Genomic DNA, 14320 nt, shown 5'->3' with positions numbered 1-14320 from the left:
TCAGCGGACGTACACGTCGCCGTCGCCGAGCCGGGATGCCGCGTCGAGCAGCATCGCCGCCTCCTGGCGCTTCTCGGGCGCGTCGGCGCTGAACCGGCGTCCGTCCGGCCGCTCGTACATCGGCCGACCGCCCGCGATCGCCGACGCCAGCCTGCGCTGACCGGCCAGCGTGCGCTGCTCGGCCCGCGCCACGTAATCGTCGCGCTGCTCAGGAGACAGCGTCGACAAGAACGCCTGCGGATGCACCAGTGCGATCAGTCCGGAGACGTGGCCGAACCCGAGGCTGGTCACCAGACCGGCCTTGAGCGGGAACTTCTCGCCCATCCGCAGCGTCTCCCGCGGCCAGACGAAGTGCCCCGAGGTGGCCATCTCGTCGTCGACACAGTCCAGGCTGCGGTTCGGCGGGATGACGCCGTCGCGCAGCACCTGGCACAGGCCCATCATCTGGAAGACCGCCGCGCCGCCCTTGGCGTGCCCGGTCAGCGTCTTCTGGCTGACGATGAACAGCGGCGCCCCGTCGGACCGCCCCAGCGAGTCGGCGAGCCGCTCGTGCAGCTCGGTCTCGTTGGGATCGTTGGCCAGCGTGGACGTGTCGTGCTTGTAGATCACCGAGATGTCGTCGGCGCCCACGCCCAGCTTGTTCAGCGACCGCGCCAGCACCGAATCCCTGCCGCCGCGGCCGGCGCCCAGCGCGCCGAGCCCCGGAGCGGGGATCGAGGTGTGCACGCCGTCGGCGAAGCTCTGCGCGTAGGCCACGACCGCCAGCACGGGCAGGCCCATCTTGACCGCGAGGTCACCGCGGGCCAGCAGGATCGTGCCACCGCCCTGGGCTTCGACGAAGCCGAGGCGACGCCGGTCGTTGGCACGGGAGAACTTCGCATCGCTGATGCCCTTGGCGCGCATCATCTCGGTGTCGGCGGTGGCCGCCATGTCACCGAACCCGATGATCGCCTCCAGCGTCAGGTCGTCGAAGCCGCCGGTCACCACCAGTTCGGCCTTGCCGAGCCGGATCTTGTCGACGCCCTCCTCGACCGACACCGCCGCCGTGGCGCACGCGCCGACCGGGTGGATCATCGCACCGTAGGAGCCGATGTAGGACTGAACCACGTGCGCGGCAACGACGTTCGGCAGGACCTCCTGCAGGATGTCGTTCGGCTTGTTCCGGCCGAGCAGGTTGCCGTGGTACATGGTCTGCATCGAGGTCATGCCGCCCATGCCGGTGCCCTGTGTGCTGGCCACCAGGCTGGGATGCACCCAGCGCATCAACTCGGTCGGCGTGAAGCCGGCCGACAGGAACGCATCGACGGTCGCGACGATGTTCCACAGCGCCACCCGGTCGATCGAGTTCGCCATGTCCGGGGTGATGCCCCACACCGTCGGGTCGAAGCCCGTCGGGATCTGCGCGCCGACCGTGCGGGACAGCTTGGTCTTGCGCGGAACGCGGACCTCGGTGCCGGCCTTCCGCGTCACCTGCCAGTCCGACGAATCGGGCACCGGGCGCACCACGGTGTGCTCGGGGTCGACCTCCACGAACGCCCGCGCCTCCTCCTCGGAGGACACCACGAACGTGAAGTCCTTGTCGAGGAACACGCTGACCAGCAGCGGCGAGGCGTGATCGGGGTCGATCGCACCGTCGTCGACGAACTCACGGATGCCGCAGCGCTCCACGACCGCGTCGTGGTAGCGCTCGACGAGCTCCTCCTCGGGCACCAGATCACCGCTCGCGGCGTCGTACCAACCCGGCTTCGGATCGTCCTCCCACTTGATCATGCCTGTGGTCCAGGCCAATTCGAGGACACCGGCGGCCGACAGTTCGTTGTCGACCTCCATCTCGTAGCGCGTGCGCGACGACCCGTACGGACCGAGCTCGGCACCGCCGACGATCACGACCAGGTCGGCGGGGTCGACGTCGAGGTCCGCCCACTCCGGCGGCGGCGCCGGGGTGTAACCGCGCGGCGGCGACGGCAGCGCGGCGATGGTCCCCGGCGCGGGTGCGTCGTCGTCCTCATCGGGGGCGTCGGCCGACATCTCCTCACGGGCCTTGGCGGCCAGTGCGGCCATGTCGAGTTCGATGTCACCGAGGCCGCCGGTCAGATCGGCCTTGATCGGCTCGCGGGCCGCGGCCACCTTCGACTCGATGTCGCACAGCGACAGCAGCATCGAGGCCATCTCCGCGGTGGTGTACGTCGTCACACCCGCTTCCTCGACCGCGCCGGCGATGGCGTCGTTGTGCCCCATCAGCCCGGTGCCCTTGGTCCAGCCGATCAGCGCATGCGCCAGCGAAACCCGCTGCGCCCAGGACGATTCCGCACTCCAGCGGGTCACCAGCGCGTCGAGCGCCGACTTGGCCTCGCCGTAGGCGCCGTCGCCGCCGAACATGCCGCGGTTCGGGGAACCGGGCAGCACGACATGCAGACGGGAGGCGATGTCGCGCTCGGCGCCGATCGACGAGAGCCCGCCGATGAGCCGTTGCACGGCCCACAGCAGCACCTTCATCTCCATCTCGGAGCGCGATCCGACCTCCGACATGTCCCCGGCCACGCGCGGCGCGGCGAACGGGAACAGCAGCGTCGGGGTCTGGGCGTCCTTGAGGTGGATCGACTGCGGCCCAAGGCTTTCGGTCTGCTCGCTACCGACCCACTTCACCAGCGCGTCGATGTCGGAGTACGACGCCATGTTCGCGGGCACCACCCACAGCTTCGCGTCGTAGCGGGCGTGATCGCGGTAGAGCGTCTTGTAGAACGCCAACCGGGCGTCGTCGAGGCGTGACGTGGTCGCGATGACCGTGGCGCCGCCGTCGAGCAACTGCCCGACCACGGCCGCGGCGATCGAACCCTTCGAGGCACCGGTCACCACCGCGACCTCGTCGCTGTAGCGGCCCTTACCGGGGTTCTCCGCGCCCGACGCGATGCGGCCGAACAGCGACGCGTGCACGTTGCGGCCCGCCGCCAGCGCCTTGCCCTGCCACCAATTGGCCTGCGTGGCAACGACGTGGCCGGCGCCTTCGAAGCGCTCGGACAGCGTCGGCCAGTCGGAGTCGATGTCGTTCTCGTCGGCCAGCCAGATCTTGACCAGATCCTCACGCGCACTGGCCCAGCGGTCGTCGAACACCACGGCCTTGCGGCCGTCGAACGCCGGCGCCACCAGGCGCGGCCAGTCCGAACCGAGTTCGGCGGTGACCAGGTCGATCAGTTCGGCGTCGGTCGTGGTCGCCGGCGCCGTCACCGGGGCGTCCAGCCCCAGCTGGCCCAGCACCAGGCGGGCCGCGTTGGCCAGCACGCCGTCGGGTCCGGTGACCTGCTCGGCGAACTCACCGAGCGCCGCCGAATCGACCACGCCGCCACCGGCGCCGCCCGCCGACGGCAGGGAGACCGCGATGCCCTGACGGGCGGCCACCGCGGCCACCGCCGCGTCGATCACCTTGTCGACCGTGGCGGCGTCGGCCAGCGCGCCGTCGTGCAGGCCGCCGAGGCTGCCGCCCCGGACGCTGCTGCCCTCGCGGGTGCCCAGCGCCACCTCGACCGTCACGTGCTTGGCCCAACCGGCGCCGAGCTCCCAGGCCTTGCCGACACGTTCGGCGATGTACGCCGGACGCTTGCCGGACGGCCCGAGCACCGTGCGCAGCTGATCGTTGATCGCGTCGGTGAGCACCGGGCCGAACGGCTTGTACGTCCGGGCCAGTTTGGTCACCTGACCCTTGAGCGCGCCGAGGTCGGCCTCAGCCGCGCCGTCGATCGCGCCGAGGTTCAGCTCCGAGCCCAGGTCGACCAGCATCTGGTTACGCCGCGACGACGCACCGTCGGTGATGGTCTCGATGGAGTCGAGCCCCTCGATCTGGTCGAGCCGCATCTTGGCCGACAGGGCGATCAGCGCCACCGTCGCGTCGGCGGCGTCGAAGCTCAGATCGTCCGGGCGCGGTCCGCCCGAGGGCGCCGCGGGCGCGGCCGGGGCTGCGGGCGCCGCCGCGGCCGCCTCGACCGGGGCGGTCTCGGCGGCGGGTGCCGCCTCCTCCTCCGGCTCCGGCTCGGGATCGGTGTCGGTGGCGAACAGCACCGCGGCGTCGCGCTCGGTGTTGAGCACCTCGACCGTGCTGTGCGAGTACTCCGGCAGTTTGAGCGTGTTGGTCGCCAGGCCGGAGACCGTCGGCGCCGACTTCACGCCGACCTCCACGAACCGCTCGACACCGAGTCCGCCCGCGGCCTCCTCGATGAACAGCAGGTCCTGCGTCTCGATCCAACGGACCGGGCTGGCGAACTGCCAGGCCAGCAGTTCGATGACGACCTTGCGGCACAACTCGATCGGCCGCTCGTTACGCCAGGTGTCGTAATCGGCGAGGATCTCGTCGAGCGGCTCGGCAGGCACCAGGTCGCGGATCTCCTGAATGAAGTCGCGGTCCAGGGTGAACGGCCGGGGCACCAAGTTGGGGATGTAGCGCCCGACGACCAGCTCCGGGTCACGGTCGCGCGGCAGCACCCGCTCGAGGCTGCGCCGGAAGTCGTTCACACCCACCCGCAGCACGCTGGAGTGGAACGGCACGTCGATGCCGGGCACCAGGATGAACGACCGCTTGCCGCCGCTGATCTCGCGACGACGCTCGACCTCTTCCTCCAGCGCCTCCAGACCCCGCACGGTTCCGGCGATGGCGTACTGCGAACCGCGCAGGTTGAAGTTCACGATCTGTAGGAACTCACCCGTGCGCGCGGCGATCTCGTCGACGAAGCTCTCGACGTCCTCGTCGGCGAGGTCGATCTGGCTCGGCCGGATCGCGGCCAGCCGGTAGTTCGACCGGCCCCGCTCGTCGCGCGGCACGATGTCGTGCATCTTGGAGCCACGGTGGAACACCGCCTCCAGCAGACCTTCGAGTTCGATGACACCGGACACGCACGCCAACGCGGTGTACTCGCCGACGGAGTGACCGCAGGCGATCGCGCCTTCGACGAACGCGCCCTGCTCACGCATCTCGGCGACCTGTGCCGCAGCCGTCGTGGCCATCGCGACCTGGGTGAACTGCGTCAGGTACAGCACACCCTCGGGATGCTCGTAGTGCACACCGGAGGCGATCAACGACGTCGGGTTGTCGCGGACCACATGCAACACCGAGAAGCCCAGCGTCTCGCGGGTGAACTTGTCGGCCTGGTCCCAGATCTTGCGGGCGGCTTTGGACCGGGCCCGGACCTCCATGCCCATGCCCTTGGACTGAATGCCCTGGCCGGGGAAGGCGTACACGGTCTTGGGTGCGGCGAGCCGGGCGGTGGCCGACATGACCAGCTCGGAGCCGATGCGGGCCTGAACCTCGACAACCTCTGCGCCGACGTCGATGCCGACGCGGTCGACGCGGAAGTCGATCTCGTCACCGGGCAGCACCATGCCCAGGAACCGGGCGGTCCACCCCACCAGACGGGCGGGCGGGACGGCCTTGCCGTCGGTGGCGGTGACGACGTGCTGGGCGGCGGCCGACAGCCACATGCCGTGCACGATCGGCGACTCCAGACCGGCCAGCAGCGCGGCGGCGCGGTCGGTGTGGATGGGGTTGTGGTCACCGGAGACCACCGCGAACGGCCGCATGTCGACCGGCGCACCGACCGTGACGTCGCGGCGGCGCCGGCGCGGGGTGTCGGTGGCGTTGTCGGAGATCGCGCCGCCGGCACGGGCCGGGTCGGTCAGTTCCGCCGGGCCGGTGCGGCCGCGGATCGCGAAGCGCTCCTCGAGCGTGGCCACAACGGTGCCGTCGGTGTCGGCGACGTTGACCGACACCGGGACGACGCGACCGACCTCGGTGTCGGTGGCCGTGCCCGCCGTCGCGGTGACGGTCAGCTCGGCGCGCTGCTCGGGCAGTGCCGCGACCAGGTGGGCGCCGTGGTCGAGGTGCACCAGGCTCAGCAGACCCTCGACGACCGGGAAGCCGGTGTCGGTGGCGGCGGAGCCGATCGCGGAGAAGACCGCGGGCCAGCAGCGCCCGACCAGCGCGTCGGGCACGACCGTCAGCGTCGGCGCCAGGGGGGCGCCGAAGGTCGCGGTGACGCCGGTGTGATCGGCGACCAGTTCCGGATCCCACGTGACGGTGACGGTGGCGGACCCGTCCCGGACCGGCGGCAGCGCGTCGGGACCCTCGACCCCGGCGGCGATCGCGAGCACCGCGCGCATCGCGGTCGCGGCGTCGTCGGTGGTGACCAGCGGGGCGCCGCCGCTGCGGATCACGTCGGTCAGGGTGAAGCGGATCTCGATCCAGGTACCGGAGAGCGGGACGCTCAACGTCACATGCTGATCGTCGGCCACCTCGAGGCGGGCACCGGTCGACGCGTGAGTCGCCGTGCGGCTCCCGTCGCGCACCTGCCAGTCGGCGGGGACGGCGATGCGGTGCACGGGGTTGACGGCCGTGCGGCCTGCCCACAGCACATCGGGCGCGTCGAGCAGCACCGCGAGCGGGCCCTCCACGTCCCCGCGGCCCTGACGGCGGCTGATCACCGGCGCAGGGTTGCCGTCAGAGGCCAGCACCTCGTCGACAGCCGCCTGCTCGAAGCGGTCGAGCAGATCGCCGACGGGCTCGTCGACGCGGGTGATGCCCGCGACGGCGGCGGTGCCGGGGATGATGCAGACCTGGTCGGCGGTGTAGCGGGCGTCGTGCGCCTGCCACAGCGAGTCGCTGCGCCACCAGCGGCGCACGTCCTTGTCGATGACCGGCACGAAGTTGACCGGCTTGCCCAGCGTCTTGCACAGCTGGATGAAGAACGGCACGTCCGCCGGGTGCAGCAGCACGGTCTCGGCGTCCGGGTAGCGGGCGGTCAGCGCCTCGATCGCGGCCTGCGGGGTCTCCAGCAGCGCCTCGTCGGCGAAGAGCGTGTCGATCGGTCCGGAGTCCTGCGGGTGCAGCCGGGCCTCGGCGCGCTGCAGCATCTGGGCGAACCGGTCGCGCCAGGTGATGTCGAGCCACGGGGAATCGCCGCGGCTGGTGTCGGCGGTGCTGTCGCCGTCGCCGATGGCGAGTTCGACGTAGCGGGCCAGCCACTGCAGGTAGGTCATGTCCGCGACGTCGCCGAAGTACGGCTTGGCGGTCGCGGCCATCGCGGCGATGATCTCGTCCCGGCGCTCGGCGACCGCGTCGGCGTCGCCGGCGACGTCGTCGAGCAGTCGGCCGCAGCGCGACGCGGCGTTGTCGATCTCGTGGATGTCGGCGCCCAGCTGGCTGCGCCCGGAGGCCATCCCGCCCTGCGCCTTGCCTGCGCCGACCCATTGATCGGTGCCGGTGGTGTCGACCAGCAGCTGCTTGACCGCCGGCGAGGTGGTGGCCTCCAGCGCGGCCATCGCCGCGGTGCCGACCAGGATGCCGTCGACGGGCATCACCGGGAAGCCGTACACCTGCGACCAGCGGCCGGACAGGTACTCCGCGGCCCGTTCGGGGGTGCCGATCCCGCCACCGACGCAGATGGTGATGTTGGAGCGCGAGCGCAGCTCCGAGTACGTGGTCAGCAGGAGGTCGTCGAGGTCCTCCCACGAGTGGTGGCCACCGGCGCGGCCGCCCTCGATGTGCACGATGACCGGTTTGGTCGGGACCTCGGCGGCGATGCGGATGACCGAGCGGATCTGCTCGACGGTGCCCGGCTTGAACACCACGTGGCTGATGCCGATGCCGTTGAGCTCGTCGATCAGGTCGACGGCCTCCTCGAGCTCCGGGATGCCCGCGGTGACGACGACGCCGTCGATGGGGGCGCCGGACTGGCGGGCCTTCTGCACCAGCCGCTTGCCGCCGAGCTGCAGCTTCCACAGGTACGGGTCGAGGAACAGCGAGTTGAACTGGATCGCGCGCCCCGGTTCGAGCAGCGTGTTCAGCTCGGCGATGCGGTCGTTGAAGATCTTCTCGGTGACCTGCCCGCCGCCGGCGAGTTCGGCCCAGTGGCCGGCGTTGGCGGCGGCGGCGACGATCTTGGCGTCGACGGTCGTCGGGGTCATCCCGGCCAGCAGGATCGGCGAGCGGCCGGTCAGGCGGGTGAACTTCGTCGACAGCTTGACCGAACCGTCGGGCAGCCGCACGGCGGTCGGGGTGTAGCTCGACCACGGGCGCGCCACCTCGGGCACGGCGCCGACGGTGAACAGGTTGCGCTGGCCGCCGCGGGTCGCGGCGGGCACGATGCCCACCCCGAGGCCGCGGATCACCGGCGCGGTGAGGCGGGTGAGGATGTCGCCGGGGCCGAGGTCCAGGATCCAGCGGGCGCCGGCGTCGTGGAGTTCGGTGACCTCGTCGACCCAGTCGACCTGGTTGACCAGGATGGCCTCGGTCATCTGGCGCGCGAGCGCGACGTCGATGCCGACCGCCTCCGCCCACCGGCCGACGATGTCGATGCCGTCGGCGAGCCGCGGCGTGTGGAATCCGACCTCCACCTGGACGGGGTCGAAGGCGGGCGCGAAGACCGCGCCGCCGCGCAGCTTGTTCTTGCGCTCGGCCTCTTCCTTCTCGGCGATCTGGGTGCAGTACAGCTCGAACCGCGACAGTTGCTCGGGAGTCCCGGTGATGACGACCGAGCGGCGGCCGTTGCGGATCGACAGCACCGGCGGCAGCACGGTGCGGACGTCGGAGGAGAACTCCTCGAGCAGCTCGTAGATGCGCTCGGGGTCGGCGTTGGTGACCGAGACCATGGGCGGGCGGTCACCGAGGACCGTGATGCCCCGACGACGGGCCACCAGCGTGCCCGCCGCGCCGATCAGCTGCGCCAGCGCGAGCAGCTCGACGTCCTTGGCGCCCCCGGCGGCGAGCGCCTCGACGGCGAGGACACCCTGCGAATGCCCGGCGGTCGCGACAGGCGGCGTCTCGAACAGGTCCATGCCCTGGCGGGCGAGCGCGCGGACGGCGGCGACCTGGGTCAGCAGCACACCCGGGACGGACACTGCGGCGGACGTCAGTTGCTTGGCGGTGGGAACCGGCTCCTCCGCGGCCAGCGCGCGCACCCAGCGCAGCGGTTCGAAGCCGATCGGACGGACGACGACGAGTTCCCTGGCCACCGGCTCCAGCAGCAGTTCGGCCTCACCGGCCAGGGTGGCCAGTTCCGATTCGATGCCGGTGGAGGACACCAGTTCCTCGAGGGTCTCGAGCCATGCGCTGCCCTGCCCGCCGAAGGCCACCGCGAACGGTTCACCCGCGGTCAGGCGATCCACAAGCGCATGGGTGGTCTTGGCTCCGGACTCGTCGTCCCAATCCGTGGAAACCCTGTCATGCTCGTAGATCGTCACTTCTCGTTATCTCCCTCGGTGGTGCTCTCGCGCCCGCGCGTAATGCTCGCGAACGTCGGCGTATCGGGTGGTCCCCTGCGGCGGTCCCGCGCTCCCCTGCGGCGGGCCTGCGGCGATTCGGCGTCGAATCCAGGCTGGTCGCTGTCGCGAGCGGACCTCTCCTGACGTCTGCCTGCGGACAACGCAACCCCACTAAGAGTGGCATAAGAAGGAGCTGCTCCCGGGCCACCGAATCGGTTACTGGCGAGTTCTACGCCCGGGTAACCCGCGCTCCGGTAACACGCCGTTCAGATGGCGCGCGCGGCTTCCGGGACAAACGTCCTGCTGGCGGGTGGTTACGGTCGAGTAGCTATAACTCCGCTGATCAACGCATTATCGTTACCAAATCGTTATCTGAATTTTCCGGCACTCGAATCGCGTGGTCAGGGCCGCAAATGGGTCGACAGTCCGGGCCGATCTGTTCGGTCGACGGCCCAGATCGAGCCGGAGAGTTTGCTGTAGATACTTACTGATCGGTAAGGTTTCCCGTCCCACCGGCCGAACTGCGGCTTCTGAAGGTGGTCGATGCCCACTCCGATGCCCGCGACCTGGCGTTTGTCGAGCTCCACCTGGCGCAGGTGCGCGCCCGGCGAGGCGACGGCGACGCCACCGTCACAGTCGCATCGGGTTCACCTGGACACCGGGCGCGGCGGCACGTCGCGGTCGGCGGACCCGTCCCCGCACCGCCACGCCATCTGCGCGTGCAACGCCTCGTCGAGGTGGCGCGCGACGAGCCTGTTGGCCAGTTCGCGGTAGTCCTGGACCATGCGGTGCATCTCCAGCGGGTCCGGGGTCCGATCGGGGCCGAACCGCGCCTCGATGCACTCCTGCAGCGCGTCGGCCACCACCCCGGCGAGGGTGTCGACGTCGCGGCGGGTGGAGGCCACGATGCGCAGGATGGCCCGGACGTAGAGCATCGGGTCGGCCGCCCGGCCGACGATCCCGGCGATCGACGGATCGAGGAACACCACGCGGTCGTCGACGACATCGGCGAGGCCGTACGCCACGAGCTGGCCCGCCTCGTCGCCGGCGGGGTCGATGTCGAGGTCCCCGACGGCCGCCGGGATGTCGTCACGCCGGTCGTCGGCGGTGAACAGCGAACGCTGCAGTCCGAGGATGTCGGCGAGGTCGGCGCCGGCCCGCATGCTCGCGAAGAACTCGGCGATGTGTGCGGAACTGAACCCGCGGCGCAGCAGCTGGTTGATCGTGTCGAGCTGCGCCAGGTGATAGGGGCTGTAGAACGCCGACCGGCCCTGGCGGCGCGGCGGGTCGAGCAGTCCGCGTTCCCGGTAGGCGCGGATGTTGCGGGTGCTGACGCCTGAGATCCTCGACAGTTCGTTCAGCCGGTACTCGACCACGTCCACGATCCCTCCTCCCGCGCATCGCGCTCCGAACCGCGGCACAAATCACTGTACCCGCGGTACGGGGAAACTAGCGAACTCGGTTCGAGTTCGCGCGGAAATCGCGTTCGCCGTCACACATACCCCATGATCAGGAACAACATGGAACCTCACCGGACCCAATTGACATGTGTGTGCATTTTCAGCCAACTCGCAGGCGGCGCCCGGTCGCCGACGCGGCCCGCTTCCAGCGAAGGTCACAGCCGATCCGGGCGTGGGCACCGTCGTGGGTGGGACACGATGGAAGGGACACATCAGCCAATCGACGGAGGGTCCGAGTGCGCCCCTGGATCGTGTGGGCCACCGGACTGCTGGCCTACATCGTCGCGGTGATGGACCGCACCACCCTGGGGGTTTCCGGTCTCGACGCCGCCGAACGCTTCTCGGCGACCCCGGGGGTGCTGGCCACCTTCGTCGTCCTGCAGGTCGTCGTCTACGCCGGTGCGCAGGTGCCTGCCGGGGTGCTTCTCGACCGCTTCGGATCCAAGGCGCTCATCGTCGCCGGGGCCGCGCTGATGGCGTCCGGTCAGCTGACGCTGGCGGTGAGCGAATCGTTGCCCGCGGCCATCGCGGCCAGGGCGGTTCTCGGGCTCGGGGACGCACTCACGTTCATCTCCGTCCTGCGCCTGGTGCCGCACTGGTTCGCCCCCAAGCGGGTCCCGTTGGTCACGCAGCTGACCGGGATCTGCGGCCAACTGGGCCAGGTGCTGTCCGCCGTGCCGTTCCTGGCGGTCCTGGGGGTCGCCGGATGGACGACGGCGTACACGTCGGTGGCCGCTCTGGGCGTGGTCTCGCTGGTGTTGACGCTCGTGCTGGTCAAGGACACGCCCTCGGGCAGGCACGTGCCCGAGTCGACGGGCACGGTCGGTGACACGTTGCGCAGCGTCAAGACCGTGTGGCTCAGACCGGGCACCCGGCTGGGCTTCTTCACCCACATGGGCACCCAGTTCTCGGTGACGGTGTTCGCGCTGATGTGGGGCGTGCCGTACCTGACCGTCTCGCAGGGCCTGTCCACCTCCGCCGCGGGCGCGCTGCTGTCGATCTCCGTGGCCTCGGCCATCGCCTCGGGGATCGTCATCGGCATCCTGACCGGCAGGCATCCGCACCGCAGATCATGGCTGGTGCTCGGGATCATCGGGTCCAACGCGCTGGTGTGGACGGTGGTGCTGGCGCTGCCCGGCCCGGCCCCGCTCTGGCTGCTCGTGACGCTGGTGGTCGTCATCTCGGTCGGTGGCCCGGGTTCGATGGTGGGCTTCGACTTCGCGCGTACGTTCAATCCGAGCGCCACGCTCGGCACCGCCCAGGGGATGGTGAACATGGGCGGTTTCCTGGCGTCGCTGCTGGTGATGCAGGCGATGGGCCAGATCCTCGACGCGACGGGTGGGTATGGGTTCGAGTCGTTCCGGTGGGCGTGGACGGTCCAGTACGCGGTATGGACTCTGGCCACCGTCGGGATCCTCATCACCCGGGGCAAGGCCCGCCGGGGAATGCGGCGCGAACAGGAGCGCATGCTGCTCGAGACGTTCGAGGCCCACCCCGCCCCGCGCGATGAGCGCTAGCGTTTGCGGGCGGACTCGCGCCGGTTGGCCTTCTTGATCGCCGAGACGAGCTCGTCCTTGGACATCGTCGAACGGCCGGCGATCTGCAGGCGTCGCGCGACGTCGACGAGGTGCTTCTTCGACGCATTGGCGTTGACGCCTTCGGCGGTCCCGCCCTTGGCGTTCGGCCCGCCGCTCTTGGCCCGCTGGTCCGACGGGCCCTTCTCGTCCTTCGGCTCCCAATGGTCGCCGACCTTTTCGTAACTGTGCTTGAGTGCGCTGTAGGCGACCCGGTGTGCCCGCTCGCCTTCCCCGTACTCGTCGGCCGCCGAATCGTGTGCCTTGGCGAACGTCCGCTGCGCTTTGGCGTCCGACTTCTTCAGGGTGCTGGGCAACTCACTCTTCTTGGCCTGACCGCTCTTCGTGGTCTTGGGCATCGTGGCCTCCCGTGTCCGTCGACTCCTTCGGGGCTACCCCTGCTCCATGGCGGACAAACGCGGGCCGAGCGTCACACCGGGTCGAAGGACGAGATCAGCCAGGCGCCGTCGACCTTGGTCAGGCCCACCTTCACCGCGCTCGCGGCGTACGCGCCGTCCGGGTTCTCCTTGCTCGTCGTCGTCTGGTTGATGAAGAGCAGAACCTCCGCGGAGTCCGGCTGGATCTCCGACACCGCGGCCTGGACCACCGAGGCGTCCGTCTTGACCGACTTCTGCTTGGCCGCAGGCGTGACGATCTCCTCGGTGAACTGCGTGTAGTACTCCAGGAAATCGCCCGTGAGCCGGGTTTTGGCGGTGGCGAAGTCCTGCTCGAGGGTGTCCGGGGAGTACGAGAGCAACGCCACCGAACCCTCCGTGGCGGCGTCGAGGGCCACCTTCGCCGCCTCCGGACCGGTCTCCTGGTCCACCCGGAACTGCGTGAAGAACAGCCAGGCCGCCGCGCCCACCGAGGCCACCAGCGCGACGGCAAGCACCGCCGCGGCAATTTTCGGCCCACGCCGCCGCGACGGTTGGGCCGCCGCGTCGTCGCGGACGGTGTCGTCGGCTGCGTCGAGTTCCACGGCCGACGACTCGGCGTCGGACACCTCGGGTTCGCCCGACACCTCGAGCGCGTCGTCGTTCTTCTCGGTCACGGCACGAACTCGACTTTCGACATCTTGATCTGGTCTCCATCTCGGTCGAGGTCCACGGCCAGGCGCCACGACCGCGGGTCTTGGCGCGCACCCGTCGAGTTGGTGATCTTCGAGGTGGCCGACACCAGAACCAGCGCGGAGTCCTCGTCCATCTCCTTGACCGCCGCGGAGTTCACGGTGACCTCGGTGATGACCTTGGACTCCTGCGCGACCTGTGCGAATGCCTCGGCCTGCGACTCGAACTCCTCCTTGAACTGCCCGGTGGAGTTGTCGATGATGCGCTGCACGTCTTCCTCGGCCTTGTTGAAGTCCAGCGACATCAGGCTCACCACGCTCTGCCGTGCGGCCGCCGCGTACTCGGCCGCGCGCTGCTGCTCGTCCGTCGCCTGCCGGTGATGCCACACCATGTAGCCGCTCGCGGCCAGCGCCGCGCAAATGACCAGCACGGCCGCGCCGACGGCGGCGCGTTTCCAGCTCAGCCCGGGCAGTCGGCGCCGTCCGGCGCGGGAGGGCTCGGGCGCCGCGGCGGCATCGGCGTCGGGTTCGCCGGCCGTGTCGGTATCGGCGGTCTCCTCGCCGGCAGCGGCCTCGGTGTCCTCGGCGGCCTCGACGTCAGAGGCGTCGGGGGTGTCTGGGGTCTCGGGGGTCACCGGGGCCTCGGTGGTGCCGGTGCCCTTGGCCGCCTCTGCGGCGGCGGCTTCGCGGCGCAGCCGGATCGCTCGCGCCCGCGCCCTGGCGGCGGCCGCCGCCGCCGCGGCCTCGGCGGCCTCCGCCTCGGCCTCCTCGGCGAGGGCCAGAGCGTCGTCGACCTCCTCCGCACGGTCGGGCTGCGGCGCCGTTCCGGAGTCGCGCTCCCCGTCGAGCACCGGTGCTCGACGTTTGAATGACGGCACGGCGACCTCCCTCTCTGTACTGCTAGTCGTGAGAATGCCGTTCTTCAATTTTGATTACGGACCCGACGATACCGGATCGTCATCACGCTCAACACCGCA

6 protein-coding genes are annotated in these 14320 nt (G+C 70.3%); 1 reads left to right on the top strand and 5 read right to left on the bottom strand.

Annotation, left to right across the window (positions count from 1 at the left end; translation table 11 throughout):
- Both AU196_RS15435 and AU196_RS15430 read right to left on the bottom strand, forming a co-directional pair.
- Nucleotides 1-9222, bottom strand: coding sequence for a type I polyketide synthase (locus AU196_RS15435; RefSeq protein WP_059095945.1), 9222 nt, complete (start codon nucleotides 9220-9222; stop codon nucleotides 1-3).
- A gap of 668 nt (nucleotides 9223-9890) precedes the next feature.
- Nucleotides 9891-10625 (bottom strand): MerR family transcriptional regulator, encoded by a 735-nt coding sequence (locus AU196_RS15430; RefSeq protein WP_231737586.1) that lies wholly within the window; start codon nucleotides 10623-10625, stop codon nucleotides 9891-9893.
- Nucleotides 10626-10939: 314 nt separating this feature from the next.
- Here AU196_RS15430 and AU196_RS15425 point away from each other — a divergent pair, with 314 nt between their 5' ends.
- On the top strand, nucleotides 10940-12220 hold the full coding sequence (locus tag AU196_RS15425; RefSeq protein WP_059095943.1) for an MFS transporter: 1281 nt from the start codon (nucleotides 10940-10942) through the stop codon (nucleotides 12218-12220).
- On the opposite strand, the gene AU196_RS15420 is transcribed toward AU196_RS15425, so the two are convergent.
- The 3 genes from AU196_RS15420 to AU196_RS15410 form a co-directional block, all read right to left on the bottom strand.
- A complete protein-coding gene (locus tag AU196_RS15420) occupies nucleotides 12217-12636 on the bottom strand; it encodes a ChaB family protein (RefSeq protein WP_059095942.1) in 420 nt (139 codons plus the stop codon). The genes AU196_RS15425 and AU196_RS15420 overlap by 4 nt on opposite strands.
- A gap of 71 nt (nucleotides 12637-12707) precedes the next feature.
- Complete coding sequence (locus tag AU196_RS15415) at nucleotides 12708-13328, bottom strand: hypothetical protein (RefSeq protein ID WP_059095941.1); 621 nt, start codon at nucleotides 13326-13328, stop codon at nucleotides 12708-12710.
- Nucleotides 13325-14221, bottom strand: a complete 897-nt coding sequence (locus AU196_RS15410) for an Rv1363c family protein (protein ID WP_059095940.1) — start codon at nucleotides 14219-14221, stop codon at nucleotides 13325-13327. The genes AU196_RS15415 and AU196_RS15410 overlap by 4 nt, the downstream gene beginning before the upstream one ends.
- Nucleotides 14222-14320: the final 99 nt, after the last annotated feature.

It is taken from the genome of Mycobacterium sp. IS-1742, assembly GCF_001500125.1.
Taxonomy (GTDB): Bacteria; Actinomycetota; Actinomycetes; order Mycobacteriales; family Mycobacteriaceae; genus Mycobacterium.
The sequence above is the reverse complement of the archived record's forward strand: the minus strand, read 5'-3'. Positions and strand labels throughout refer to the sequence as shown.